The sequence below is a fragment of the Pseudoalteromonas sp. TB25 genome (assembly GCF_000497995.1).
GTDB classification, from domain to species: Bacteria; Pseudomonadota; Gammaproteobacteria; order Enterobacterales; family Alteromonadaceae; genus Pseudoalteromonas; species Pseudoalteromonas distincta.
The window spans coordinates 98,957-125,483 of the sequence record NZ_AUTI01000415.1; the positions used below are offsets into that span (position 1 = coordinate 98,957).

24 protein-coding genes, 2 pseudogenes and 1 riboswitch are annotated in these 26,527 nt (G+C 39.1%); of the genes and pseudogenes, 19 read left to right on the top strand and 7 right to left on the bottom strand.

All coding sequences use genetic code 11. The features are described from left to right. Positions 1 to 88 precede the first annotated feature (88 nt). From L652_RS0119555 to L652_RS0119600, 10 genes are all read left to right on the top strand, one after another. The gene (locus tag L652_RS0119555) at positions 89 to 715 is read left to right on the top strand and encodes an NUDIX domain-containing protein (RefSeq protein WP_024596229.1); all 627 of its coding nucleotides are present in this window, start codon (positions 89 to 91) and stop codon (positions 713 to 715) included. A 26-nt stretch (positions 716 to 741) separates the two neighbouring features. Further along, positions 742 to 1,200, top strand: a complete 459-nt coding sequence (locus L652_RS0119560) for a DUF1249 domain-containing protein (RefSeq protein ID WP_024596230.1) — start codon at positions 742 to 744, stop codon at positions 1,198 to 1,200. Next, entirely contained in the window at positions 1,187 to 1,972 is a 786-nt protein-coding gene (locus L652_RS0119565; RefSeq protein WP_024603603.1) for a metallophosphoesterase, read from the top strand. Before L652_RS0119560 ends, L652_RS0119565 begins: the two co-directional genes overlap by 14 nt. Further along, positions 1,957 to 2,517: a YqiA/YcfP family alpha/beta fold hydrolase gene (locus L652_RS0119570; RefSeq protein WP_002961960.1), complete on the top strand. Its 561-nt coding sequence runs from the start codon at positions 1,957 to 1,959 to the stop codon at positions 2,515 to 2,517. The genes L652_RS0119565 and L652_RS0119570 overlap by 16 nt, the downstream gene beginning before the upstream one ends. A gap of 107 nt (positions 2,518 to 2,624) precedes the next feature. Further along, positions 2,625 to 4,514 (top strand): DNA topoisomerase IV subunit B, encoded by a 1,890-nt coding sequence (parE, locus tag L652_RS0119575; RefSeq protein ID WP_024596231.1) that lies wholly within the window; start codon positions 2,625 to 2,627, stop codon positions 4,512 to 4,514. A 29-nt stretch (positions 4,515 to 4,543) separates the two neighbouring features. Further along, a complete protein-coding gene (locus L652_RS0119580; protein ID WP_024596232.1) occupies positions 4,544 to 5,638 on the top strand; it encodes a PQQ-dependent sugar dehydrogenase in 1,095 nt (364 codons plus the stop codon). Positions 5,639 to 5,648: 10 nt separating this feature from the next. Further along, entirely contained in the window at positions 5,649 to 7,943 is a 2,295-nt protein-coding gene (gene parC, locus L652_RS0119585) for a DNA topoisomerase IV subunit A (RefSeq protein WP_024596233.1), read from the top strand. 183 nt (positions 7,944 to 8,126) lie between these two features. After that, entirely contained in the window at positions 8,127 to 8,840 is a 714-nt protein-coding gene (locus tag L652_RS0119590; protein WP_024596234.1) for a 1-acylglycerol-3-phosphate O-acyltransferase, read from the top strand. Further along, positions 8,840 to 9,175, top strand: coding sequence for a ribonuclease E inhibitor RraB (gene rraB, locus L652_RS0119595; RefSeq protein ID WP_007376503.1), 336 nt, complete (start codon positions 8,840 to 8,842; stop codon positions 9,173 to 9,175). The genes L652_RS0119590 and rraB overlap by 1 nt, the downstream gene beginning before the upstream one ends. A gap of 889 nt (positions 9,176 to 10,064) precedes the next feature. Next, positions 10,065 to 11,249: a polysaccharide lyase family 7 protein gene (locus L652_RS0119600; protein ID WP_024596235.1), complete on the top strand. Its 1,185-nt coding sequence runs from the start codon at positions 10,065 to 10,067 to the stop codon at positions 11,247 to 11,249. A 55-nt stretch (positions 11,250 to 11,304) separates the two neighbouring features. Here L652_RS0119600 and L652_RS01000000124180 read toward each other — a convergent pair. After that, a pseudogene (locus tag L652_RS01000000124180) lies at positions 11,305 to 12,278 on the bottom strand (zinc transporter ZntB). Positions 12,279 to 12,563: 285 nt separating this feature from the next. On the opposite strand from L652_RS01000000124180, the gene L652_RS0119610 reads away from it, so the two are divergent. The 3 genes from L652_RS0119610 to L652_RS0119620 are packed head-to-tail and all read left to right on the top strand — an operon-like array spanning position 12,564 to position 14,951. After that, positions 12,564 to 12,998 (top strand): ATP-dependent zinc protease, encoded by a 435-nt coding sequence (locus L652_RS0119610; RefSeq protein WP_024596236.1) that lies wholly within the window; start codon positions 12,564 to 12,566, stop codon positions 12,996 to 12,998. A gap of 2 nt (positions 12,999 to 13,000) precedes the next feature. Then, positions 13,001 to 13,906 carry a 30S ribosomal protein S6--L-glutamate ligase gene (gene rimK, locus L652_RS0119615; protein ID WP_002961977.1) on the top strand — a complete coding sequence of 302 codons (906 nt, stop codon included), beginning with the start codon at positions 13,001 to 13,003 and terminating at the stop codon, positions 13,904 to 13,906. Beyond that, entirely contained in the window at positions 13,893 to 14,951 is a 1,059-nt protein-coding gene (locus L652_RS0119620) for a succinylglutamate desuccinylase/aspartoacylase family protein (protein WP_024596237.1), read from the top strand. The genes rimK and L652_RS0119620 overlap by 14 nt, the downstream gene beginning before the upstream one ends. Before the next feature lie 104 nt (positions 14,952 to 15,055). Here L652_RS0119620 and L652_RS0119625 read toward each other — a convergent pair whose 3' ends face one another. From L652_RS0119625 to recQ, 4 genes are all read right to left on the bottom strand, one after another. Next, positions 15,056 to 15,628, bottom strand: coding sequence for a mechanosensitive ion channel domain-containing protein (locus L652_RS0119625; protein WP_024596238.1), 573 nt, complete (start codon positions 15,626 to 15,628; stop codon positions 15,056 to 15,058). A 69-nt stretch (positions 15,629 to 15,697) separates the two neighbouring features. Next, positions 15,698 to 17,407, bottom strand: coding sequence for a BamA/TamA family outer membrane protein (locus L652_RS0119630; protein ID WP_024596239.1), 1,710 nt, complete (start codon positions 17,405 to 17,407; stop codon positions 15,698 to 15,700). A gap of 170 nt (positions 17,408 to 17,577) precedes the next feature. Then, positions 17,578 to 17,862: a DUF3630 family protein gene (locus L652_RS0119635; RefSeq protein ID WP_002961372.1), complete on the bottom strand. Its 285-nt coding sequence runs from the start codon at positions 17,860 to 17,862 to the stop codon at positions 17,578 to 17,580. 7 nt (positions 17,863 to 17,869) lie between these two features. Continuing rightward, on the bottom strand, positions 17,870 to 19,693 hold the full coding sequence (recQ, locus tag L652_RS0119640; protein ID WP_024603604.1) for a DNA helicase RecQ: 1,824 nt from the start codon (positions 19,691 to 19,693) through the stop codon (positions 17,870 to 17,872). A 133-nt stretch (positions 19,694 to 19,826) separates the two neighbouring features. On the opposite strand from recQ, the gene L652_RS0119645 reads away from it, so the two are divergent. Both L652_RS0119645 and rarD read left to right on the top strand, forming a co-directional pair. Next, complete coding sequence (locus L652_RS0119645; protein ID WP_024596241.1) at positions 19,827 to 20,282, top strand: thioesterase family protein; 456 nt, start codon at positions 19,827 to 19,829, stop codon at positions 20,280 to 20,282. Between the two features lie 51 nt (positions 20,283 to 20,333). Beyond that, positions 20,334 to 21,251 carry an EamA family transporter RarD gene (gene rarD / locus L652_RS0119650; protein WP_024596242.1) on the top strand — a complete coding sequence of 306 codons (918 nt, stop codon included), beginning with the start codon at positions 20,334 to 20,336 and terminating at the stop codon, positions 21,249 to 21,251. Positions 21,252 to 21,267: 16 nt separating this feature from the next. Here the strand turns inward: rarD and L652_RS0119655 are convergent, their stop codons facing one another. Both L652_RS0119655 and L652_RS0119660 read right to left on the bottom strand, forming a co-directional pair. Then, positions 21,268 to 22,503, bottom strand: coding sequence for a response regulator (locus tag L652_RS0119655; RefSeq protein ID WP_024596243.1), 1,236 nt, complete (start codon positions 22,501 to 22,503; stop codon positions 21,268 to 21,270). Between the two features lie 86 nt (positions 22,504 to 22,589). Continuing rightward, positions 22,590 to 22,964: a DUF413 domain-containing protein gene (locus tag L652_RS0119660; protein WP_024596244.1), complete on the bottom strand. Its 375-nt coding sequence runs from the start codon at positions 22,962 to 22,964 to the stop codon at positions 22,590 to 22,592. A gap of 91 nt (positions 22,965 to 23,055) precedes the next feature. Here L652_RS0119660 and L652_RS0119665 point away from each other — a divergent pair, with 91 nt between their 5' ends. The 4 genes and pseudogenes from L652_RS0119665 to L652_RS0119680 form a co-directional block, all read left to right on the top strand. Beyond that, a complete protein-coding gene (locus L652_RS0119665) occupies positions 23,056 to 23,928 on the top strand; it encodes a LysR family transcriptional regulator (protein WP_024596245.1) in 873 nt (290 codons plus the stop codon). A 166-nt stretch (positions 23,929 to 24,094) separates the two neighbouring features. Continuing rightward, positions 24,095 to 24,975: pseudogene (locus tag L652_RS01000000124185) on the top strand (porin). A gap of 63 nt (positions 24,976 to 25,038) precedes the next feature. Next, a riboswitch (cobalamin riboswitch) is annotated at positions 25,039 to 25,172 on the top strand. Between the two features lie 245 nt (positions 25,173 to 25,417). Next, positions 25,418 to 26,230, top strand: coding sequence for an ABC transporter ATP-binding protein (locus tag L652_RS0119675; protein WP_024594774.1), 813 nt, complete (start codon positions 25,418 to 25,420; stop codon positions 26,228 to 26,230). Position 26,231: 1 nt separating this feature from the next. Further along, the coding region (locus L652_RS0119680; protein ID WP_033013620.1) for an iron chelate uptake ABC transporter family permease subunit at positions 26,232 to 26,527 on the top strand (296 nt) is incomplete at its 3' end.

The window sequence follows — 26,527 nt, forward strand, 5'->3', positions numbered from 1 at the left end:
AAAAAAAATAATTAGTAAAACAGTATGTTCAAGTGTAACAGAATATATTAACGCATTTTAAAACTTTAGATAAGTAGGAAGTAAGTACATGGTTGATAAAAAGCTCGTTCAATTTACACATAAAGATGTGGATTTAAAGCCAATTAAAAACCTTTATAAAGGTTTTTTTCAGGTTGATTTATACCAGTTTGAACATGCTCTTTTCGCAGGTGGAAAATCTAAAGTAATTAGCCGCGAAATATTAGAACGTGGCGATGCCATTGCAGTACTGCCTTACGACCCAATATCAGATACTGTTCTTTTGATTGAGCAAATACGTATTGGCGCTATTAAAAGTAAGCATTCGCCGTGGCTACTAGAATGTATAGCCGGAATGACAGACGGCAGTACGGATTACGAATCTGTTGTAAAAAAAGAAGCGTATGAAGAAGCAGGGCTTGAATTAACCGAGCTTGAATTTATGCTCTCATACCTATCAAGCCCAGGTGGAACAACTGAGCGCTTACACTTATATTTAGCACGTGCTGATTTAAGCCAAGTAGAATCAGGTGTATATGGTCTTGAAACTGAAGGCGAGGATATAAAAACTCATATTTTATCGGTTGATGATGCGCTAATGCGCCTCAATAACGGTGAAATAGATAATGCGGCAACGGTTATTTGTATGCAGTGGCTTGCGCTAAATCGCGAAAAAATGGCAAGTAAATGGGCATAAACTCTTACTAATATTATGGCGGAACTTTGACAGCACAATTAGCAACAAATCGATATATTCAAAACCTCCCAAAGTATTTAACACTTTGTGAGCATAACTATGTGCGACTATTAAAGTTGTTACCGAGCGAGCGCAATATAGGAAGCATTCGTGAAGTAAAACTTGGCAACAGTGAATTTGCTACAAAAATTGATGGCAGCGCAAAATACACTATGGATATTTCAATTAAGCAGCTAACAGGAATGGTTAAAGGGATAGCGCCGCTGTATTTAACGGCTCGCTTGTATCATGATGCGAAAGTAGCTGAAATAATTCATCACGATTATCATCAACGCATAAAACCATCGTACGGATACCCCAATCCTAAAATGCATCAAAAAGATGAAAAGTATCAACTTAATGCTTTTTTATACGACTGGTTAGTGGCCTGTGTAGAGCACGGGCAAGCAACATTAAATTGGGATGTAAATAATGGCTTGGTTTGATGATACATATACATTTGATAAATCATCTTTGTGCATTGCGCATATTACCGACAGCCATTTATTTGCAGATAAAAATGGTGAATATTTTAATGCAAATACTGCAGCTCATTTTGAACAAGCTTTGGCACACATCGCTGAGCAGCCAGTAGATTGCGTAATTTTTGGTGGTGATTTAACACAAGACCATAGTTTCGAATCGTACTTATTATTTAGTGAACTTATAAATGCCAGTGACATCACTTGCCCTGTATTTTGGGTACCAGGTAATCATGATGAACTAGTAATGCTTAATCGCATAAGTGGCGGAAAAATAAATTCGGCTAAACATATTATTGCTAACGGGGTTGAGCTGCTTCTTATTAATTCTAAAGGGCCTACACCCGCAGGATGGGTTACTGGCGCGCATTTAGATGAAATAACTGATACTTTAGTCAACTCGAATAATAGTAAAGTTATCTTTTGCCATCATAATCCGCTGCCAATAAATGGCTATCTTGATAAGCACTTATTAGAAAATGGTCCACAGCTTTTAAATATTTTAGTTAATAGTAATAATGTATCTGCGCTTTTTCATGGTCATGTACACAACGATTATGAACAAAACTTTAGAGGCTTNCCTATATATGCAAGTCCTGCCAGTTCAGTCCAGTTTGTAAAATACACTCCAAAGTGGGAGCAAAAAAATGCAGGGCCTGCTTACAGAATGCTAAATATAAAGAGTAAAAAAGATAAAGTCGAAGTAAAAACGGAAGTGGTATGGCTAAGCGCGTAATTTATATTCATGGCTTTAATAGTTCACAAAAATCATATAAAGCTGTGCGCTTTGGTGAGCTTATGGCAAACTATGACGTTGATTATTGTGTACCGAACTTAAACCACGAGCCCCTACAAGCTATAATTGAGCTTGAACAATTACTAACGCCAGATACCGTTTTATTAGGTAGCTCGTTAGGTGGTTTTTTTGCCACGTATTTATCGCAGCGTTATCAAATTCCTGCAGTGGTCATTAATCCCGCGGTCGCACCTTATAATTTATTACAGTCGTTACTTGGGCCTAATTATAATCCGTATCAAGATTATCATTACGATTTAAATAACAGTCATATTGAGGCGCTGAAATTACTCGCTGTAGATAAATTAGCACATCCTGAGTTACTGTATTTATTACAGCAAACAGGCGATGAAGTGTTGAACTTTCAACACGCAGTAAAATATTATTCGCAATGCAAGCAATTGATAGAGTTTGGTGGCGATCATAGCTACGTTGAATTTGAACGCACCTTTGCAAGTATTGTAGATTTTCTTAAAATCACGTAAAACTAGTTAGCCTGAACTGAGGTTAGTTACTATATTAACGCTTTAGCGCATATAACAATAAAACTAGTAAACGTATTAGAGCCTTAGCGGATATAAAGACAAAAACTATGAGTGATCAAAATTATAACGCCGAAGCCATTGAAGTACTTAATGGATTAGATCCGGTAAAACGACGCCCAGGGATGTACACCGATACCGTACGCCCAAACCATTTAGGCCAAGAGGTTATCGATAACAGTGTCGATGAAGCTATGGCGGGTCATGCCACTCGTATCGACGTAATACTCCATGAAGATAACTCGCTTGAAGTAAGCGATGATGGGCGCGGTATGCCTATTGATATTCACCCAGAGGAAGGTATCCCAGGGGTTGAACTAATCTTCACTAAGTTACACGCCGGTGGTAAGTTTTCCAACAAAAACTATCAGTTTTCGGGCGGTTTACACGGCGTAGGTATTTCGGTAGTAAATGCGTTATCTACGCGTGTAGAAGTAACAGTAAGGCGCGATGCTCAACAATACAGAATGGCATTTGAAAGCGGCGATAAAGTAGAAGACTTAAATGTAATTGGTACAGTGGGTAAACGTAACACTGGTACTACGGTTCGTTTTTGGGCTGATGTCAGCTACTTTGATTCACCAAACTACTCAATTACCAAACTTAATCATTTATTAAAAGCCAAAGCAGTTTTGTGTCCAGGACTGCGAATTAAGTTTGTTAATAAGCAAACAAAAGAAACCCAAGAATGGTTTTACGAAACAGGCTTAAAAGATTATTTAGTTGAAGCAATTAAAGGTTTTGAAACATTACCGCAAGACCCATTTGTAGGCGAATTTAAAAGTTCAATTGAAGGCGCTGACTGGGCTGTTGTATGGCTACCAGAAGGTGGTGAATCAATAGCTGAAAGCTACGTAAACCTTATTCCTACCGCGCAAGGTGGTACGCATGTAAATGGTTTACGCCAAGGCTTGCTTGAAGCAATGCGTGAATTTTGTGAGTTTAGAAACTTACTCCCTCGTGGTGTGAAATTAACTCCTGATGACATTTGGGATCGTTGTAGTTACGTGTTGTCGGTTAAAATGCAAGACCCTCAATTTGCCGGTCAAACAAAAGAAAAACTATCATCACGCTCATGTTCTGCGTTTGTATCGGGGGTTGTAAAAGACTCGTTTAGTTTATGGTTAAATGAACATACAGATACAGCAGAATTATTAGCTGAGTTATGTATTTCAAATGCGCAAACTCGCTTGCGTGCAGCTAAAAAAGTAGTGCGTAAACGTGTTACTGCAGGTCCTGCCTTACCGGGAAAACTAACAGATTGTAGCGCGGCCGATAACGACCGTACCGAATTATTTTTAGTGGAAGGTGATTCTGCTGGTGGCTCTGCTAAACAAGCGCGAGACCGTGAATTTCAGGCAATTATGCCGCTACGTGGTAAAATTTTAAATACTTGGGAAGTTGAGTCAGGCCAAATACTCGCATCACAAGAAGTGCACGATATTTCAGTGGCATTGGGTATTGATCCCGAGTCAACGGATATGTCGGGACTGCGCTACAATAAAATTTGTATATTGGCCGATGCTGACTCGGATGGACTACACATCGCGACGTTATTATGTGCTCTGTTTGTTCGTCATTTTCCAGAGTTAGTAAAAACAGGGCATGTGTATGTAGCAATGCCGCCATTATTTAGAATAGATATTGGTAAAGAAGTTTATTACGCACTTGATGAAGAAGAAAAAACCGCTATTTTGGCGCGTATAGAAGCCGAGAAAAAACGCGGTAAAGTAAACGTACAACGATTCAAAGGTCTGGGTGAAATGAACCCGTTACAACTTCGTGAAACTACGATGGATCCAAATACCCGACGTTTAGTGCAGCTTACGCTTGATGAAGAAGTAGAGACCATGGAAATGATGGATATGCTGCTTGCTAAGAAACGATCGCCTGATCGTCGTCAATGGTTAGAAGATCATGGTAACAAGGCACTCGTTTAATTACCTGTGCTTAACACTAGGAGAGGCGAATGAAAAAACTACTAGGAAGTTTGCTGTTACTTGGGCTGACTACCGCTCCTGTAATGGCTAAAAATATACTCGATAAGCTCACAGTAGCACCGGGATTTGAAATAAGCTTATTTGCGAGCGATGTAGAAAATGCACGTCAAATAGCCGTTTCAAAAAAAGGGATTGTGTATGTAGGTTCTCGTAAAGCGGGCAACGTATATGCACTTATTGATCATAATAGCGATGGTGTAGCAGATAAAAAAATTGTTGTGGCTAAAGGCCTTAATATGCCCTCTGGCATAGCAATTAAAGATGGCGATTTATATGTAGGCGAAGTACATCGTATTATTCGCTTTAAAAACATTGATACCCAATTAAAAGACCCAAAGTTTGATGTGGTCTATAACAAGCTACCGAGCGAGCGTCATCATGGTTGGAAATTTCTGCGTTTTGCACCAACGGGTGAGCTAATCATTCCGGTGGGTGTACCGTGTAATATTTGTGCTGAAGATGAACGTTTTGGCCGTATTTTTGCGCTTAATGTAGAAACAAAACAAATAAAAACAATAGCCAAGGGCGTGAGAAATACAGTGGGTTTTGATTTTCATCCAGCTACTCAAGCTCTATGGTTTAGTGATAACGGTCGCGACATGATGGGCGATGATATTCCGCCTGATGAGTTAAATCGTGCAACGCAAGAAGGGGAGCATTTTGGTTTTCCGTATGTTCATGCCGGTGCAATTATTGACCCTGAGTTTGGTGAAGGTAAAAACATTGCCGATTATACATCACCAGCACTTGCACTTGCTGCGCATGTAGCGCCATTAGGTATTCATTTTTATAACGGTAAGCAATTTCCAGCAAGCTATAAGCAACAATTATTTGTTGCTGAACATGGCTCATGGAACCGTTCTAAAAAGTCAGGTTATAAAGTAGGGCTAGCAACAATTGAAGTAGGTCGCGTAACTAAATATACGCCATTTATTACTGGCTTTATGAAAGACGAAACAACATTTGGACGCCCTGTTGCATTTGCAGAATTAGGTGACGGCAGTCTGTTAGTAAGCGATGATTACGCCAACGTAATCTACCGTGTAAGCTATAAGAAAAACTAGGTAAGCTTTAATGAGTGATACAGATACCTTGCTAATGCAAGGAATTGAGCAACAAACAATGGGGCGTTTTACCGAAGACGCCTATTTAAATTATTCCATGTACGTAATTATGGACCGTGCTTTGCCGCATGTAGGTGACGGCTTAAAACCAGTACAGCGTCGTATTATTTATGCGATGAGCGAACTGGGTTTGTCGGCTAATGCCAAGTACAAAAAATCAGCCCGTACAGTGGGTGACGTACTCGGTAAGTACCATCCACACGGCGACAGTGCATGTTACGAAGCTATGGTATTAATGGCGCAGCCATTTTCTTACCGCTACCCTTTGGTAGATGGACAAGGAAACTGGGGTGCGGCAGATGACCCTAAATCGTTTGCAGCAATGCGTTATACCGAAGCGCGTTTATCTAAGTTTTCAGAAGTACTGCTTAAAGAGCTTGGTCAAGGCACCGTAGATTGGACACCAAACTTTGATGGCACAATGGATGAACCTGTTGTACTGCCTTCTCGTTTACCGCATATTTTACTCAACGGTATAACGGGTATTGCCGTAGGTATGGCAACTGATATTCCGCCACATAACGTACGTGAAGTGGCTAGCGCATGTTGTTTATTACTTGATAAACCAAAAACAGAGCTTGAAGAATTACTTGAGCTTGTACATGCGCCAGATTACCCAACAGATGCTGAAATAATTACCCCAAAAGCCGATATTCATAAAATATATAAAACCGGTCGTGGGTCTATCAAAATGCGTGCTGTTTATACCGAAGAGCATGGCGATATTGTTATTACAGCGCTGCCGCATCAATGTTCTGGTGGTAAAGTACTTGAGCAAATTGCAGTGCAAATGAACGCTAAAAAATTACCAATGATTGCCGATTTACGTGACGAGTCAGATCACGAAAATCCAACACGCATTGTAATTATCCCGCGCTCAAACCGCATTAAAGCTGAGCCATTAATGGCTCATTTATTTGCAACTACCGACCTTGAAAAAAACTACCGCGTAAACTTAAACATGTTAGGCCTAGATGGTCGCCCGCAAGTTAAAGACTTACGCTGTATTTTAAGTGAGTGGCTAACATTTAGACGCGAAACAGTGCGTCGTCGTTTGCAGTATCGTTTAGATAAAGTATTAGCGCGCCTACATATTTTAGAGGGTTTGTTAGCCGCCTTTTTAAATATCGATGAAGTAATTGAAATCATCCGCAGCGAAGATAAACCAAAGCCTGTATTAATGGAGCGCTTTGATTTAACTGATACGCAAGCGGAAGCAATTTTAGAATTAAAACTCCGTCATTTAGCAAAACTTGAAGAGTTTAAAATTCGTGGTGAGCAAGACGAACTAGCCAAAGAGCGTGATAAATTAGCGCAAATATTAGGCTCAGAACGTCGTATGTCGACACTGCTTAAAAAAGAAATTCAAGAAGCCGCTGAAATGTACGGTGACGATCGTCGCTCGCCAGTGATTGAGCGCTCAGAAGCAAAAGCGCTTAACGAAAAAGATTTAATTCCATCAGAGTCAGTTACTGTTGTGCTGTCAGACAAAGGCTGGGCACGCGTTGGTAAAGGTCATGATTTAGATGTACAAGGCTTAAATTATCGTTCAGGTGACGGCTTTAGAGCCTCGGCTCGTGGTAAGAGTAATCAACCTGCAGTATTTTTAGATTCAGCAGGGCGGGCGTTTGCAACCGATGCGCACAGTCTACCTTCGGCGCGTAGCCAAGGGGAGCCAATGACAGGTCGCTTTAACTTAACACCAGGTGCTAATTTTGAGCACGTGGTAATGAGTGAAGACGAGCAAGTATTGCTTATGGCGTCAGATGCGGGCTACGGCTTCATTACTGACTTTAAAGACTTAGTGAGTAAAAATAAAAATGGTAAAGCGCTGGTAAGTGTCCCTAAGGGTGGAATATTACTTTCGCCTATTAGAGTGAACGATGTTGCTAGCGATTACTGTATGGCTATTTCTAACGAAGGCCGAATGCTTTTATTCCCGCTACGTGACTTACCAAAATTAGGTAAGGGTAAAGGTAATAAAATCATTTCTATACCGGGTGCTAAAGTACAAGCCCGGGAAGAGTTTGTAAAAGTGCTTGCTGTTGTGCCACTAGGAAGCAGTGTTACGCTTCATGCTGGTAAGCGAAAACTAACACTTAAACCAAGTGATTTAGAGCATTATCATGGGGAGCGAGGGCGTAGGGGTAATAAACTACCACGTGGCTTACAGCGTGTAGACGAAGCCGTTGTTGAGCTAACACCTCAAGATGATGAATCAAAAGAAGTCATTAGCGAAGAGTAGCGAATTACTTTTTTGTAAAATAAAAACGGTCTGCATTTGCAGGCCGTTTTTGTTTTAAAACCATTTTAAAGCAATATTAAAACAAGCAGCTTAAATATTTCAGCGTACACTTGTGCGCTATTGACTCGTTTGTGTCACAAAATAACGCTATAATAATCATAATTGATTTTTGGAGAAGCCCATTTGCTAGCTGTCATACGCGTTTTTATTATGCTGCTGTTTATATTATTCAGTTGTATTTTTGGTTTATTACTTTCGATTGTAAGACCATTTCATCCTAATAATGTACATATAATAGCGGGTTGGTTTGGCTCAATGGCTAAAATGATTGGCGTTAAGTTAGTTTTAACACGTCATAAAGATGCCGTTGATCCAGGTCCTGCGGTTTATGTTGCTAATCATCAAAATAGCTACGACTTATTTACAGTGCCAGCAATGGTGCCAAAAAATTGCGTAAGTTTAGGTAAAAAAAGCTTAAAGTGGATTCCGTTTTTTGGTCAGCTTTACTGGTTGTCGGGTAATATATTAATAGACAGATCTAATCGTTCCAAAGCGGCGGGAACTATTTCAAAAGCAGCCGAAAAAATTAAGAAGAATGGCTTATCTGTATGGATGTTTCCTGAAGGTACACGAAGTTACGGAAGAGGTTTATTGCCGTTTAAAACTGGCGCGTTTCACACCGCAATGAGCGCAGATGTACCCATGATTCCAGTATGTATGAATACAACACATAAAACCATTAAGCTAAATCGTTGGGATAATGGTACAATTCACATCGAAATGTTAGCGCCTATATCGCTTGATAAAAACACTAGCGCGCGTGAGCATGCTAAAAGCGTGCATAGCATTATGGCTGCTAAAATAACTGAATTAGATGCTCAAGTGAGAGATAAATAATGGAAAACTGGCGTGAAATAAGTGAAGACATCGTAAGTTCACTACTTGAAGATGGATCAGATCCTGAAATACTTTATGAAGTAGAACACCATTTTGTATGTGAAGACTTCCCTAAGCTAGAGCAAGCAGCGTTGGCTGCTTTTAAACTAGGCTACGATGTTGAAGAGCCAGCAGAGCTTGAGCTTGAAGACGGCAGCAAAATTTGGAGCTTCGACATAGTAGTAGAAGCTGAGCTAGACGTAGACGTAATTATGGAAGACGTTGATAAGCTAGCGCAACTAGCCGTAGAATGCGAAGTTGAGTACGACGGTTGGGGCACTTACTTTCAAGAGTAATGCAGCTAACTAGGGTTTAGATTTATTAATTTGAAAGCGAGTATTGTAAAAGTACTCGCTTTTTTGTGTCTCGAATTAGGGAGTGCTAATTTTACATGATTCAAACTTGCTTACATCCATGTAAGAATAAGTTAACCGAGCGCAGCTTCCGCGTTCTGCTCACGCCCCTCACCTGTATCCATATAGACAACAAAGTGTTACTCACTCACTCCAAAGAAATCTCAAAATTAGTACCTGTTTAGCATTTCAATTTCATCATCACCTATTAATTTGAAAGGTTAATCTCACATATAAAATTTACTTTTAATTATTTATTTGTACTAATATTTTGAAATTTTAAATTATATAAGCGCGTATTTTTAAATTTTAGTCATGCAAATTTATCTTTATAACTAAAGTTAAATTAAATTTAACAGGTATTACCAGTCTGTTTTGGTAACAATTTTATCAGGAAATAACGGTGTTTATTCATAAGGTATTAAGTTTTGCGTTAAATATTGGTAATAGTGGTTTTTATTTTAGGTACTACTATTTTCTTAAATTTAAAATTTATTACATAGTGTAAATAGAAATCAATACGTTTTTACAGTGTTGTTTTTAAAGTGTTTTTTTTGTATTTTAAAGATATCCCTTTAGAGGTTTTATAGTTTTCATGGTAACAATTAACTTGTTGACATATTGGCAACAAAAAATATAGCCTTGTTTTGCCGGTTAGGTGATGGTTTTGGCAATACCAATTTAAAGGTTTTTTCTTTTCAAGTTCTTTTTTTGTTGTTACCAATTTTTTTGGGTTTAAAAGTCTGTTTACATGATGCGATCTAGGTTTGGTTTTTATCGCCAAGCTAAGCTGTAAGGTTGCTTATTATTCAGGTTTTAAGGAATAAAAATAATGGTTAAATTTAAAAAGTTACTTATTTGCTCTGCAGTTGCTGCAAGTACTTCTTTTGCGCACGCTGCCTCGATTGAAAATTCAGGTTTTGAAGGTGGCTGGAGTAATTGGAATGAAACAGAGCCTGCAGCGCTATCTTCAGATTCGTATAAAGGCTCTAAATCACTGAAAATACAAGGTAGCCCAGGGCGTGTTTATCAAAATGTAGATGTAGATCGAAATACTCAGTACACGTTAAGTGCCTATGTACTCGGTAAGGGGCAAATCGGGATCAATGATCTTAATGGTTTGTTTAAAAGTGAGAAATTCAATGTTTCTTCATGGACAAAAGTATCTAAAACTTTCACCACGGCTAACACTGGTTCACTACAAGTATTTGCTAAGCATGATAAGAGTTCAAGCGATGTTCGTTTTGATGACTTTTCGTTAACTAAGGGTAGTTCTTCTGGCGGTGGAGACACAGGTGGTGATACTGGCGGCGGTGATACGGGTAGTGGCTCTGGTATAGCGAGTAACATCACCAACGGTAGTATTTTTGATCTTGAAGGTAATGATCCTCATCCATTAGTAAATAGCGATACTTTGGAGTTTGTTCCTTTAGAAGCGCGTCATATCACTCCAAACGGGAATGGCTGGCGTCATGAATATAAAGTTAAAGAAAGTGCACGTGTTGCAATGACCGAAACCTATGAGGTTTTTGAGGCAACTGTAAAAGTTGAAATGTCAGATGGTGGTAAAACAATTATCTCTCAGCACCATGCTAGCGATACCGGGACAATTTCTAAAGTGTATGTTTCAGATACAGATGAATCTGGATTTGATGACAGTGTAGCTGGAAATGGCATTTTTGACGTTTATGTTCGTCTGCGAAATACAAGCGGTAACGAAGAAAAATTTGCCCTTGGTACTATTACTAGTGGTGGCTCGTTTACTCTACGTGTTGAAAATAATTATGGCGATGTTGATGTTAGCGCACTAGGTCGCTCATTTGGTATACCTGTAGAAGATGACTCAGAGTCATACTTTAAATTTGGTAATTACCTACAATCACAAGACCCTGATACATTGGATGAGTGTGGGGAATCGGGTAATTCGGATTCTTTCAAAGAGTGCTTTGAAGATTTAGGGATTACAGAATCTAAAGTAACGATGACAAATGTTAGTTATACCCGAGAAACTAACTAATTAGCTACTCAATCATGGCCACTCAATTGAGTGGCCATACTAAAATTGCTTTAATTTATAGCCATTTTTTATTTTTAAAGTACACGCCAATACCACCAGTAAGTACAATTAAAAATATGACAAAAGCACTAAATGCATAAGGGCTTTCGGTACCCGGAATACCCCCTACGTTTACACCTAACAGGCCAGTTAAAAAGCCTAGCGGTAAAAAAAGTGCCGCTACTACTGACATAACATACATTCGCTGGTTTAACTGTTCAGAGACTTGGTTAGTGATTGTCTGCTGAATGATTTGCGCACGCTCAATCGAGCTATCAAGCTCCTCTAAATAACGAATAAGTAAGTTAGTCGTTTCATTAAGTTTTGCTTTATCGTCATCCAACAGCCAGGAGTAGTGATTATTTACCATTGAGCTAAGGGCTTCTTTTTGCGGTTTTAAATAGCGTTTTAAGGCAATTGTTTGACGGCGTAACTGTGATAAACCTTGGTTATCAAACCTTTTACTAGGTTCATCTATTTCTTCTTCAAACTCATCGAGTGTTTCATCGAGTGAATCAATAACGCTTTGCATGCGAGAGGTTAGTTTTTGTGTAATGGAGCATACTAGCTCAGAAATATTATATGGACCTTTGTTTTCATTTAAACACGCAAGCGTATCTTGCACCGATAATAAACGGCGCTTACGGGTGGTAATAAGGATATTTTCACTAATAAATAAACGAATTGAAACCATGTCTTCAGGGCTTTGTGCTGGGTTTAAATTTACACCACGTAAAAATAACATGTGCCCATTAGTTGTTGCTGTAATACGTGGTCGTGTTTCATCAGCAATTAAAGAGTCTAATTCGTAGTCGTTTAAGTGAGGCTGTGCCTTGAGCCACTCAACCGCCTCGCTTTGGCTATAGTCCATGTGCACCCAAAGTTTTCCGTNTGGCTTGGTTGCCAGCTATTTAGCTCATTCGTGCTTTCAATAGGGCGAGCGCCGCCTTGTCCATCAAGTACAAGTGCATGTAGTAAACCATTAATCATAATTATTTCTCATAATAGTGTATTTTTAATACCGTTAACTATAGTGTATCTACTTAAGTATTTTAAACTTACCTTTATTTTTAATAAGTTAAGTTTGAAAAACCAAATAAATGCAGAGCCTAGGGGCTGAGCAAAGTAGCATAAAGTACTGTTCAGTAAGGCGTGCATTGTGTGACTAGTTGTTTAAAAAGATCAATTTAATTTACTAATCGACTAGATAAATTTATTTCGTTGGTGTTTTTTTACCTGTAGCGTATAAGTCACTTTTTTATTAAGGGCACATTTATGACAGCAAAGATTACAGTTGGTTGGCGTGAGTGGTTAAGTTTACCTGAGCTTGGTATTAACGATATAAAAGCAAAAATTGATACAGGCGCTCGCACTTCATGTATTCATGCAATTAACATTGAAGAATACGAAGTTGACTCAGAGAAATGGGTTAAATTTACGGCCCAACCATTGCAAGATGATGAGCAAACGCAAGTCACTTGCAAGGCAAAAGTTAAAAAAATGAAGTACGTAACCAGCTCAAGTGGGCAAAAAGAGTTACGCTACTTTATAGAAACGACATTGCATGCAGGCGAGCATAGTTGGCCGATAGAGCTTACTTTAACAAGCCGTGCAACAATGAAGTTTAGAATGTTATTAGGGCGTACAGCCATGGAAAATCGTATAGTCGTTGACCCGGCTTTATCTCAACTATTAGGTCGTAAGGTTTAACTATGAAAATCGGTATTTTATCTCGCAACAGAAAACTATATTCAACACGTCGCTTAATTGAGGCGGCAGAAGCACGCGGTCACGAAGTTAAGGTGATTGATGCATTACGCTGCTATATGAATATAAACTCGGAGCAACCAGAAATTCACTATCGCGGTGAAAACTTAAAAGAATTTGACGCAATCGTCCCGCGTATTGGTGCATCGGTTACATTTTATGGCTGTTCGGTACTTCGTCAGTTTGAAATGATGGGTGTTTACCCAGTAAACGAATCAGTCGCTATTTCTCGTTCGCGCGATAAATTACGCTCACTTCAGTTACTTTCGCGCAAAGGCGTTGGTATGCCAGTAACAGGTTTTGCGAGCAAACCAGATGATGTAAAAGACTTACTAGAAATGGTAGGCGGTGCACCTGTTGTAATTAAATTACTTGAAGGCACACAAGGTATTGGTGTTGTACTTGCTGAAACACGCAAAGCGGCTGAAAGTGTTATTGAAGCATTTATGGGCTTAAAAGCTAATATTATGGTTCAGGAATACATTAAAGAAGCAGGTGGCGCGGATATACGTTGTTTTGTACTAGGCGATAAAGTAATAGCAGCTATGAAGCGCCAAGCACAAGAAGGTGAGTTCCGCTCTAACCTTCACCGTGGTGGTAGCGCTACGTTAGTTCGCATTACTCCAGAAGAACGTAAAACGGCAGTAGCAGCGGCTAAATCAATGGGCTTAAACGTAGCGGGAGTTGATTTACTTCGCTCATCTCGTGGACCACTTGTGATGGAAGTTAACTCATCACCAGGTTTAGAGGGCATTGAAATAGCAACAGGTAAAGACATTGCAGGCATGGTGATTGATTTCATCGAAAAAAATGCTTCAAGTAAAGGAACAGCAACACGTGGCAAAGGTTAAAATTAACCGTCCTTTTTCCTTATTAGGAGAGAGTGTAGGCGTAGGCGAGCGTAAAACACTTGCCTTAGAGGCAGCTAAACTTTATACCCATTCACCACTTAATATTCCTATTGAAGTGGTTAACGGTGTAATGGAAGGTCCTGTGCTTATGGTGTGTGCGGCTATTCATGGTGATGAGCTAAATGGCGTAGAAGTTGTGCGTCAGTTAATTGCTAAAATAGACCCAAGCCAACTGCGTGGTACGATAATAGCTGTGCCTATTGTGAATGTGTTTGGCTTTATTCATAAATCGCGTTATTTACCAGACCGACGCGATATGAACCGTAGTTTCCCAGGTTCTGAGCGTGGCTCACTTGCTGGGCGTATGGCTTATATGTTTTTTAATCAAGTGGCAGTACATTGTACTCACATTATTGATTTACATACTGGCGCTATTCATCGAACTAACTTACCGCAAATTCGCGCTAATTTAGAAGATGAAGCAACGGCTGATATGGCTAAAGCATTTGGTACACCAGCGGTAATAAATGCGTCATTGCGTAATGGTTCATTACGAAGTGAAGCTGCAAACCTAGGTATACCGGTTATAACCTATGAAGCAGGTGAAGCACTGCGTTTTGATCCTATAGCTATTGCGGCAGGTGTGCAGGGTGTTGATTATGTTATGCGTCATTTAAAAATGATCCGTGGCAAGCGTCCTAAAAAGTTACCAGATCCTATCATTGCCGGTTCGACTAGTTGGATACGTGCAGAGGTTGATGGCATTGTGCGTGCACAAGTATCACTAGGTGAGCATGTGACTAAAGGGCAAGTACTTGCTTATATTAGTAGCCCATTAGGCGACTCTGAGCTTGAACTTTTAGCACCTAAGGGTGGGATTGTTATTGGTCAGCAAACTATGCCATTAGTAAATGAAGGTGACGCGGTTTTCCACCTTGCTTACTTTGCAAATGACAATAGTTTAGTAGAGCAGCAACTAGAGAACTTTATTGATGAAATAAATGATTTAGATGACGAGCTTAAAACAGCTGAACTAAATAACTAATAGCTAAACTAAACTCTGTTTAGCTAAGCATTAAAAAGCCGCAGTAGGTAATTACTTACTGCGGCTTTTTTGCGGATATTGCTTTATCAACGATGCTTTTTAAACTATGTTTTTTTAGGGCCAATAATACGCTTTATAACGGGCGCTTTTGTTGGCTTTGGTTCTTTATTTAAAACCATGACAGGGCGTGTCACAAATAAATTATTAGGATAAATTACACGGTGCCCATCAATGTGTTCAAGCACTACATTCATCAAGCCCATTTCTACTATTCGACCTTCAACATGATTAGCACCGTCAATAATTCGTACCCAATTGCCAACTCTGCAGTCGTTTTGAATAAACATCAGTAAAAATGCGGTTAGGTTACTCAGTAATGACCAAGCGGCAAAAAGCGCTACGCCTAACATGGCAAATAAAGAGGAGCCTAAAACCAATAAACCACGCAGCTCTATACCCCAAAATACTAAAACTAAACACAGCACTACAAAGGCGAGTATAATTTTTAGTAAGAGCTCTGCACGGTACTTTCGGTGTAAATCCACTTTTCCTTTAATTGCTTTTTCGAGTAATTTTTTGGTTATTTTTAATAGCAGAGGGAAAACCAAAATAGCGATTACAGTGACAATTAACTTATATTGTGATGCAAACAATTCTAAAACTTCTATTACTTTCACATTAGGCCCTGAGCTTTTATAAAAATTTAATTTAGTGCAATTGATATTAGTTTAACGCGTTTGTATTATTTAAAAAGTGTTTTTAACGCTCACGAGCCACTGTACTGAGTCTACATCATCGTAGCTATCAACTGGGGCTGCAATATCAATGTGGATCATGGTGCCTGAGTTTGCACGACTCGGTGCTAAACGAAGACCCACGCCTATATTTTTTAATACATGTGCGTTTTCACCGTTATCTTTATCGTTAAACCATGCTCTGCCTACATCTACAAAAGCTGCGCCACCCACTTTAAATAATTGCAGTAAATCGTATTCCCAGTAATAACGCTTTTCTAAATTAACTAAAAAACTACGGTCGCCATGTTGATAATCCATAGGGTAACCACGTAGGCCTGTTTCGCCGCCTAAAGTAAGTTGTTGATCAGCAGTAAGGTTTTTTGCGTATTGCATGCGGGCTTTAACATACCAAGATTGGTCTTCACTGGTATTTAAATAATATTGTATTTGGCTGGTGGCCATAAAGTTTTCGAGCTTTTTCTGCTCTTTATTCCAATAGCCATCAATATCTGCGCTAAAGCGCCATAAAGTATTATCGTTAGTAAAGTGGGCTTTTTTGAAGTTAAATGAATACACTGCGCGGCTGTCGTCATTACTTAATGATTCGTCTGAATAGCCAATTAAGCTTTTAATATTCCAACCTAAGTTTAAATCCTCAGTGCGAGATATACTGTCAAAATTGCGTACTTTTATGTAGTTATCTTCAAACCAATGGCCGCTTATAAAGGGATAACTTAAACTTCTGTCATCGGCAAGTGGTGCAAATGTAGTGTCTATAGCTTCAAAGGTATGCTGCTCGTCGGTATAACCTAAGGTTAAGCGTTGGGTCCAATTATTATTAAGCGCTTTAGAGTGTCCTATAAATGCACGGTTTAAATCAGTAGTTTGATCAAATTCGCTAAACTCTTCGCCGCGTTTATATAGTGACTCTTCGCGCTGCTCAGAATAGCTTAAAATACCGTAACTAAAAGGGGTGTCTATCGCGTAAAATGGATAGGTTAGCTCAAGTAAATGGCGCTTGCCATCGCTGTTATCAGCGTACTCTAAACGGCCGCGGTAGCGAGTAGATAAAATATTAGGATCGTCGTAAACAAATAAATAACCGCTACGATCGCTGTCAGTCGTGCGTGACAAAGAAAGGCGCTTCCCCCAACCAAGCAGGTTTGATTCTCTAAAACCTATACTTGATTTATTTTCTCCGCCGCTACGGCTAAAGTTTACTTCAGGTAAAAGTGTCCATAAATCACGGGTAACCACTTCTACATTAACGTCACCGTCGCAGTTTTCGATTGCACTAATTTGTGCATCATATAAGTAGCTTTCTTTACGAAGTAGGCGCTCAGACTCTGCAAGCTTTTTAGCGTCGTACTTGTCACCAGGGGAGAATAATAAAAGGTTATTAATAACATCGGGCTCTGTTTGAATATGAGCGCGATTAGCAAATCGGAATAAGGCATTATTTTCCTCTTCAAGCTCAGTATTAAATACATTAAGTTGCTTGAGCTTTATTGAGGCTATTTTAGCGTTACTATTACTGTGTGTGAGGGTTGTTTTGTCTTGAACTTCTCGGCGTAAGTTTTTATTTGTGCTTAAATCTGTCTGTTCTACAAGGCAGTTATCAGTTTTCGTTGAAGATTGTTGTGCGAATGTATTTGGCACATAAAAGCTTAAAACCGTTAAGCTAATACAACATTGTGCTATCCATTTCTTGTTCACCATTAAACCTCTTTACTGCAACGTAGCAAATGACTATCGTAATATCAGCTTACATCATTGTTATTATAATGTAAGTAAAAGGTATGGATTTTGAAACTAATTAATTGTTACCCATATTCACTTTTGTTAATAGCCAGCTGGTTTGCAGCGACCTATGCGCTAGGCATTAAAAGCTAGCTTAAATAAAATGCTAAAGCGGCGAGTAAGTGTTCAGCTTCATGACCTTCGGCATTAATCCAGATGCTTTGGCTGTAATGCTCATAGTTTAAATTAAAGGTTTGATGATTATAGGTAAAGCGAACTTGATGGCGATCGGCGCCTGCAGAATATTCGTTGAGTGTTACTTCGTCTGAGTGTAAAAATAATGTACTCCACAGCTCAAAGTCTTCATCGTTTGGTAGCTCAATGGGATTAATCAAAATACATTTGTGTGTATGGTCATATTCTATTTGGGTCATAATGCTCTTAATTAGTAGCTAGGTAATGTCGAATTGCCGTTAAAAATTCGCCGCCGTACTTATTTAACTTAGTAAAACCAACACCTGAGACCTTTAAAAATTCACTGTCGTTTGTTGGCATAAGCTGCGCCATTTCGGCTAACGTTTTATCATTAAATACTACATAAGGTGGCACATCGTCGGCATCAGCAAGTTCTTTACGAAGTGCGCGCAGGCGAGCAAAGAGTTTTTTGTCGTAATTAAATTGCGCTAACTTATCTTGATAAACGTGTTTGGCTTGCAGGCGTGGCTCGGCTAATTGCAGTGCGTATTCACCTTTTAAAATTACACGCGCGGCTTCTGTTAATCTAAGTGACGCACCTTGTGTTATATCTTGGCTAAGTAAGCCTTGATGAATAAGTTGGCGTAAAATACTGAGCCAAAACTCACTGCTTTTATCTTTACCTATGCCGTAGGTACTTAACTCATGATGATTATTATCGCGGATGCGGCTCGTGTTTGCACCGCGAAGTAATTCAACAATATAACCAAGTCCAAAACGTTGTCCCGCTCTGTACACACACGAAAGTGCTTGCTGAGCGACTAACGTACCATCAAAGCTTTTTGGCGGATTTAAGCAAATATCGCAGTTGCCACAAGGTTCGCGTTGATATTCACTAAAGTAGTTAAGTAATATTTGACGACGACATGTTTGCGCTTCGGCAAAGCTTGCCATTGCGTTAAAGCGTTGTTCTTCTACGCGGCGGCGTTGTTCGTCGTCTATGTCTTCAAAAAAGCGCCTTACGCGACCTATATCAGCTGGGTCAAAATACATTATAGCTTCTGCGGCAAGTCCATCTCGCCCAGCTCGACCAGTTTCTTGATAGTACGACTCTATACTTTTTGGAATATCGTAATGCAGTACAAAACGCACATTAGGCTTGTTTATGCCCATACCAAAAGCAACGGTTGCGACCACTATTTGTATATCGTCACGGGCAAACCCGGTTTGTACAAATTGTCGTTGCTCGTTACTCATACCAGCATGATAAGCGGCAGCGTTTAGTCCTGCATCTGCAAGCTTTTCAGCAATGTCGTCTACGCGTTTACGGCTGGTGCAATAAATAATACCGCTTTGGCTTTTTTGCTCCTTTAGGTAGCGAAGCAATTGCACCATAGGTTTAAATTTTTCTTCTATGGTGTAACGAATATTGGGGCGATCAAAGCTGCCAGTATGAATATAAGGCTGTTGTAGTTTTAATTGCTCAACTATATCAAACCGTGTGGCTTTATCGGCGGTGGCGGTTAATGCCATCATTGGGACATGTGCAAAACGTTGCTTTAATTCGTTTAAGCGAAAGTAATGAGGTCTAAAGTCATGACCCCAATGCGACACACAGTGCGCTTCGTCAATGGCAAATAAACTCACATTTAAATGCGATAAACGCTCTAAAAATTCGCGTTGTAATACTTTTTCAGGCGCCACATATAAGAGCTTAATTTGCCCCTGATGAAGCTGTTGATACACCAATTGCTGTTCTTCTCGTGCTAAGCTGTTATTAACGTAAGCGGCTTTTACCCCAAGAGCTTGCAGTTGCGTTACCTGATCTTGCATTAGCGATATAAGCGGAGATATAACAATGGTTACGCCTTCGAGTACTAAAGCAGGGATTTGGTAGCACACCGATTTTCCGCCGCCAGTAGGAAGTAATACAAGCGAATCTTGGCCGTTAATAGCGGCATCAATAACTGCTTTTTGACCGTCGCGAAATTCACTGTAGCCAAACACTTGTTTGAGGACAGTTTCGGGTTTACGCACAAGGGTGCTAGAAGGTGGAGTTGATGTATTCATTGGCGGGTATTTTAGTGGTTTTTTAGTGAGATGTCTTTAGCTGAGTTACTTGATAAATTATTTAAGTGGAGTCTCGTAGTTTTACACTATGTATGTTTTACTCATCTTACCTGTTTTGACATAGAGAATAATAATGAATAAAGAAATGTTAATTGAACAAGTGGGCGCGTTATTTGTAAATGGCATGCCGTTTAACCAGTTTTTACAAATATCGGTTGAGTCGTTAAGCCCTGAACAGGCCAAAATTACGTTCCCGTGGCAGGATGTACTCATTGGTAATCCTGCGCAAAAAATACTCCATGGTGGTGTTATTTCAGCCGTACTTGATAATGTAGGCGGTATGCTCGCTGCAGCAAGTGTAATTGATAAACTCACCGATTTAGATATTACAAGCGTGCAAACAAAATTAGCCACGCTTGGGACTATCGACTTACGTACTGATTATTTGCGCCCTGGTAAAGGAGAGAGCTTTACTGCCAGCGCAACACTTATTCGTTCAGGTAATAAAGTATGTGTATGCAGAATGGAATTACATAACGAACAGTCTGTTCAAATTGCTTTTGGAACCGGTACGTATTTAGTTGGATAAAACGCGCGTGGCAAGTAAACTAGCGGCCTTTTAAATCACTAAGTGTTTATTATGTCGATTGATACCGAGCAGCGTAAAGGTGCTATTTTTGCTTGTCTTGCTTTTTTTATGTGGGGTCTTGCGCCAATATACTTTAAGTTAATTCAGCATGTTACTGCCTTTGAAATTTTAATGCATCGGGTTGTTTGGTCGGTTGTATTTTTAGTACTGGTAGTAAGTATTTTAAAGTATTGGGACAAAGTAAAACGCATCATTGTTCAGCCTAAGCTTTTGCTTATGCTTGTCATTACCTCTGCACTGCTTGGGTTTAACTGGGGTTTATTTATATGGGCTATAAATAATAACCATATGCTTGATGCGAGTTTGGGCTATTACATAAACCCTCTTTTAAATGTATTGCTGGGAATGCTCTTTTTAGGTGAACGCCTGCGTAAGTTTCAAGGCGTAGCAGTAGCACTTGCCTTTAGTGGTGTTGTACTGCAGCTAATTAGTTTTGGCTCGTTTCCGGTAGTTGCATTTTCATTGGCTATATCGTTTGCGCTTTATGGTTTAATACGTAAAAAGTTACCTGTTGAAGCTCTGCCTGGTATTTTACTTGAAGCACTTATATTACTGCCTGTTGCACTCATCTATTGGTGGTTAATGGTGCCTACAGCAACATCAAGCCTCCCAGCCAACGATTGGCATACAAATGCATTACTGATTAGTGCCGGTATTGTAACTACATTACCCCTGCTGTGTTTTACCGGTGCAGCTAAGCGCTTACAATACACTACACTTGGTTTTTTTCAGTACATTGGACCAAGCCTAATGTTTATATTGGCAGTGGTGTTTTACGGTGAAATTTTTGATGCGGAGCGTGTAGTAACGTTTGCATGTATTTGGAGTGCATTAGCTATTTTTAGTTGGGATTCTTATCATCAATCACGTAAACGTAAAAAAGCGGCGATTACAGCCGCAGAAGTATAATTAACTAATAAAATGGTTAACTAACTACTTTATTACGACCAGATTCTTTAGCATCGTAAAGTTTTAAATCGGCCTGTTTTAATAGTTCATCAATTTGATAAACAGGCCCGTTTGAGAAGCCAATAGAGATAGTAAATTTAATTTTAGCTTTACTAAATTCTTGGCTATTCATTTCTATAAAATACCTAAAACCTTCAAGCCTTTTTAGTGCTTCTTGTTTATCAGTGTCGGCAAAGTACACTGCGAATTCTTCACCACCTAAACGCGCTACTAAATACTTTTTAAAATATTTACTAAAGCAAATAGAAAGCCCTTTTAATACTTCGTCGCCTACATCATGTCCGTGTGTGTCATTAATCACTTTAAAATGATCAATATCAAGCATTGCTAAAGCACCGTCACCTTTAGTATGTTTTATTTGCTTTAATGATTTTTCAGCTTCTTCAAAAAAGTAACGACGATTTGGTAAATTAGTTAAATAATCCGTGTTGGCTTGTCGCCTTATGGTGGCTATAAGGTCTAACATATCGACGTTTTGACTAAGCCTGCAGTAAAACTCTTCGCTATTAAAAGGTTTGTGCAAATAATCGTTTGCGCCATTTTTTAAAAATAAACTAGAAAGCCCTACAGAGTCAGAACCCGAAATACCAATAATAGCTTTTTCATCATTGCTATATAAGCGGCGAATCTCGCTACATAGTTCATCGCCATTCATATTGGGCATTTCATTATCAGTAATAATAACTGAAATATCAGGTGAAGCTTCAAGCAGGTTTAACGCTTCTTGTCCGTCTTGTGCTTCAATAATTTGATACTTATGGCGCACTAATAAACTACAAATGTATCGTCGGGTCGATTTAGAGTCGTCAACAACGAGTACTTTTACATTTTCGTTGCGAGGCAGGCGCTGTAACTGTTTTTCGAGGTACTGATAAGCTTGTTTATTTTCTTTAATGATGTAATCGATGATTGGGTATTTTTCTACAGTGTCGCGAGTTTTTTTATCAATATTGCCCGTCATTACAATAGTTGGAATGTCTGCATTAATAGTACAAGGTATTGCCTCACCTAATGGAGCATCAGGTAATATGAAGTCAACTACAGCGCAAAAATAGCTATTTTTACTTATAAGCTCTTTTGTTTGCGCTAATGACTCAGCTATATCAACTTCATAACCAGCCTTAAGCGCGATGTGCTTTTGCACTCGCGCCATGGCAGGTGTATCTTCAACTATTAGTATTTTTCGCGTCACGGAACAACCCTATATATATTTTGCAAAAATATTTGCTTATACAAGTTGTAACTGTTAAAACGCAAAAAAGCAAATAACTTAAATACTTACAGATTATCCGCTTCTGAATAATACTCTTGGCTAATCGGCGCCGGGCTCGACATTTTTGAACGGCCAAATAAAGTATGAAACTTAGTTTTGCAGGTCGTTAGTTTTAAGTATTTTACCCAAGCTCGTTCGATTGGGTTGGTAGGTTCTTGTGAGCCAGTTACGACTGCTACAAACTGTTCTTGGTGTTCGTTTTGCGGCTCAATTGTTTTACTGTATAAGCCTTTTAAAACAACTCCGTGTTGTTCAAGTATGCTGGCTTCTAATAAGGTGAAGTTTCCGCTGCGGCTAAAGCCTCGTGGAAAGTTTTGATCATCATAAAATTGACGTTGGCTAACAAATGCTTGGCGTAGTAATGAAATGTTATTGCTCATAGCTTTATCCTCATACCTTAGTAATTAGCTGGAGTATGATGCAAGTTTGGCAATTTATTAAACAAATTATTTTTATCGTGAGGATAAAAAATTGGATATCGATTTATTAAAAACATTCGTTGAGGTAGTGCGTACGCGTCACTTTGGTAAAGCGGCCGAAAACCTTTATATTACGCAGTCTGCAGTGAGCTTTAGAATTCGCCAATTAGAGCAAGGGCTTGGTGTTAATTTGTTTATTCGCCAGCGTAATAACATTCAACTTACAGCACCTGGCGAGCGCTTATTACCCCATGCACAAATGATTATTACGGGCATGCAACGCGCCAAAGTGGATGTTGCGCTTGCCGATAATATGCATAAGCAAATTAGCTTAGCAGGAACGCCTAATATTTGGGATGCTTTTTTACAGTTTGGTATAACAAATATTGTATCGGCGATGCCGGGCGTGTCATTAGTCGCAGAAGTTAAAGCACAACAAGAAAGCACTCGGCTGTTATTAGAGCGCACGCTTGATTTGGCAATATTGTTTGATCCACCGAAAGTAGACGAGCTAGTGGTAGAGCGAATCTGTGAGTTGCCAATCATTCCCGTAAGCGGATACGACACTGCAACGAACGAAAACTTTTTTGATAATCAGTATGTATATGTTGATTGGGGAACTACTTTCTCACTTTGGCATGCGCGTCAGTTTACCGGTAAAACACCGCCTTATTTTAGAACCAGCACAGGACGTATTGCACTTGATTTAATACTGCAATGTGGCGGCAGTGCATTTATACCTCAAGTATTGGTAGAAGGGCATTTAGAAAAAGGTGAACTGTTTCATGTTAAAGATGTAGAAAATACCTCGCGAGACGTGTTTATAGCGTATCACAGAGACAACGAGCAAAAAGAGTTAATAGAAACCTTAGTTAATTTACTATCGCAAATGACCCCAAGCTTGTCATTAAAGAAAAGTAAGTAAGTTCGGCCGTTTATTAGGCTTTCATGTTATTTTGATTTCAAATTTAATGCATTTTTATTAATAAAAAAAGACATTAATATTTCCATTGTAATATTACTGTCATTTAGCGGTGACAAAATGCAGCAGTTTTAAAAATTAGTCTTTTGTGATTATCCAAGGAAATAACATGAAATTTGTAAAATCGAGCTTATGCTTAGCACTATTAAGTGGTTTATCTTTTAATGCACTTGCCGATGTAGACATTTACGGTAAAGCGAATGTAACAGTGCAATCATCTGATGACGGCGAAGGATCTTTTACTGAGATAAAAAGTAATGCATCTCGTCTTGGTGTTAAAGGTTCTGAAAAAATAAATGATAGTTTAGAAGCGGTATATAAGTTTGAGTTTCAAGTTGATGTGTCTGATGCTGATTCAAAAGGCGATAACGACGACAATATTTCTGCGCGTAACCAATACGTTGGTTTAAAAGGTGCGTTTGGCCAAGTGGTTATTGGTCGTAACGATACTGCGCTTAAACAATCTCAAGGTAAGTTAGACTTGTTTAACGACCTTGAAGGCGATATTAAAAATGTATTTAAAGGTGAAAACCGTTTAGGGAATACTGTTAGTTATTCATCAAACTCATACGAAGGTTTTAAAGTACTTGCTACTTTTGTAGCTGAAGATGATGTAGACGCTGATAACGGTTACTCAATGNCGCAGCCGATAGTGAAGTAAATGGCTACGATGTAGTACGCGCGTCAATCCAAGGTAAAGTTGAAAACTTTAAGTTAGGTGCAATGTACCAAACACAAGAAAAAGTTGACGGCAGCGCAGAAGCGGATGGTTATCTATTAAATGCAGCTTACAGCATGGGTAACAACACATTTAAAGTACAATACCAAGACATGGACTTTGACGACAGCGACGATAAGTCAGCAATATCAGTTGGTCTTGATCACAAATTAAATAAAAACATTAAAGTATTTGGCTTTTACTCAAGCTTCGACATGGACAACAACGTTGACCAAGACTACGTAGGCTTAGGTATGGAATACAAGTTTTAACTATTCGCTAAATTAGTTAAAACACTCCCTTTTTAACCGCGCTCTTTTGAGTGCGGTTTTTTTTTACTTTAAATTATTTACTTAGCCGCCCATAATAGAGCTTCATTTGGAATGAGGTGCGAGTCCTCGACTGTTCCCGCAACTGTAATTAGCGCAAAGCTTTAAGTCAGATACAAATGGTATAATACCAATTTTATTAAAAACATGATCTTTCTAGCGAATTAAATAACTTACTAACTTCGTTAAAAATTATTCATATAGAACAAGTATATGTCATAATTTCCGCTTTGTTATTAAGCTATTTATTTGTCGCTATAATAAATCACTAATTTAGTGCAATTGGTATAAATTCTTTTAACGAGCGGGTTTACTCATTTTTTCTTGTAGTGCATTAGTATTTTTATCGCATTTTAGTGAGTTTAATCCCGTCTAGGACTGACTATTGCACACTCAAACGCCATTAAATATACCATTACTAAACGTTAAAAACGTATCGTGGGGTATTGGCAATAAAACGATCCTCAAAAAAATAAACCTTAAAATAACCACAGGTAAATTTGTTGGTTTAATTGGCCCCAATGGCGCAGGTAAATCGAGCTTATTGCGTTGTTTATATCGTTTTAATAAACCCAGCGATGGCGTTGTAGAGTTTAACAGCACCGATATTTGGCAGCTAAAAAGCGATGAGTACGCAAAAAAAGTAGCGGTTGTTTTACAAGAAACCCCGTCGCAATTTAACTTAAGCGTATTTGATGTTATTGCACTTGGGCTAACGCCTCATAAATCGCTATTTAGCTCAGTAACTAACATTGATAAACAAAAAATTACCCAAGCTATCAACACTGTAGGGTTGGCAGATCATAGCGATCAAAGCTTTGAGTCACTTTCGGGTGGTGAAAAGCAACGTGCCTTGATAGCCCGCGCCATAGTTCAGCAACCTCAACTGTTAATAATGGACGAACCAACTAGCCATTTAGATGTTAAATACCAAATACAGGTGATGGAGCTTGCTAAATCGTTGGGTGTAACGGTGTTTGCATCGTTTCATGATTTAAACTTAGCCTCTGCAATGTGCGATGAACTAGTGGTTATTAAAAATGGTGAAATTACGCATTCAGGTGCGCCAAGTGAGGTATTAACCGAAAACATGCTAGGTGAGGTTTTTGGTGTCTGCGCTCAAGTAAATAACCACCCGCAAATATCGAAGTCGGGAAATAACATTCCTCATATCACTTACTTTTATGGTTACAAATAATATGAGCACAGTTAATACTCGCCAATCACTTGCGCTATTTATAAGTGCTGCAGCTGCTTTATTTAGCTTATTTGCAGCACTTAGTTTTGGCGCAGCAGATACCTCACTACAAGATGTACTTAATAGTTTTTTGCTCTCAAATGATGCCTCTTTTAATACGCGTATTATTTTTGAACTAAGAATGCCACGCACATTACTCGCTTTTTTAGCAGGCTCTGGCTTAGCCATTGCGGGGCTTATTTTGCAAACGGTAACGCGCAACCCCCTAGCCGACCCTTACTTATTTGGTATATCGTC

What these genes read in the sequence shown, in the direction of transcription:
- L652_RS0119660 (WP_024596244.1), bottom strand. Translation starts at nt 22,964, where the DNA reads ATGAGCAATAACATTTCATTACTACGCCAAGCATTTGTTAGCCAACGT.
- L652_RS0119555 (WP_024596229.1), top strand. Translation starts at nt 89, where the DNA reads ATGGTTGATAAAAAGCTCGTTCAATTTACACATAAAGATGTGGATTTA.
- rarD (WP_024596242.1), top strand. Translation starts at nt 20,334, where the DNA reads ATGTCGATTGATACCGAGCAGCGTAAAGGTGCTATTTTTGCTTGTCTT.
- parE (WP_024596231.1), top strand. Translation starts at nt 2,625, where the DNA reads ATGAGTGATCAAAATTATAACGCCGAAGCCATTGAAGTACTTAATGGA.
- L652_RS0119580 (WP_024596232.1), top strand. Translation starts at nt 4,544, where the DNA reads ATGAAAAAACTACTAGGAAGTTTGCTGTTACTTGGGCTGACTACCGCT.
- recQ (WP_024603604.1), bottom strand. Translation starts at nt 19,693, where the DNA reads ATGAATACATCAACTCCACCTTCTAGCACCCTTGTGCGTAAACCCGAA.
- parC (WP_024596233.1), top strand. Translation starts at nt 5,649, where the DNA reads ATGAGTGATACAGATACCTTGCTAATGCAAGGAATTGAGCAACAAACA.
- L652_RS0119600 (WP_024596235.1), top strand. Translation starts at nt 10,065, where the DNA reads ATGGTTAAATTTAAAAAGTTACTTATTTGCTCTGCAGTTGCTGCAAGT.
- L652_RS0119645 (WP_024596241.1), top strand. Translation starts at nt 19,827, where the DNA reads ATGAATAAAGAAATGTTAATTGAACAAGTGGGCGCGTTATTTGTAAAT.
- L652_RS0119610 (WP_024596236.1), top strand. Translation starts at nt 12,564, where the DNA reads ATGACAGCAAAGATTACAGTTGGTTGGCGTGAGTGGTTAAGTTTACCT.
- rraB (WP_007376503.1), top strand. Translation starts at nt 8,840, where the DNA reads ATGGAAAACTGGCGTGAAATAAGTGAAGACATCGTAAGTTCACTACTT.
- L652_RS0119635 (WP_002961372.1), bottom strand. Translation starts at nt 17,862, where the DNA reads ATGACCCAAATAGAATATGACCATACACACAAATGTATTTTGATTAAT.
- L652_RS0119570 (WP_002961960.1), top strand. Translation starts at nt 1,957, where the DNA reads ATGGCTAAGCGCGTAATTTATATTCATGGCTTTAATAGTTCACAAAAA.
- L652_RS0119630 (WP_024596239.1), bottom strand. Translation starts at nt 17,407, where the DNA reads ATGGTGAACAAGAAATGGATAGCACAATGTTGTATTAGCTTAACGGTT.
- rimK (WP_002961977.1), top strand. Translation starts at nt 13,001, where the DNA reads ATGAAAATCGGTATTTTATCTCGCAACAGAAAACTATATTCAACACGT.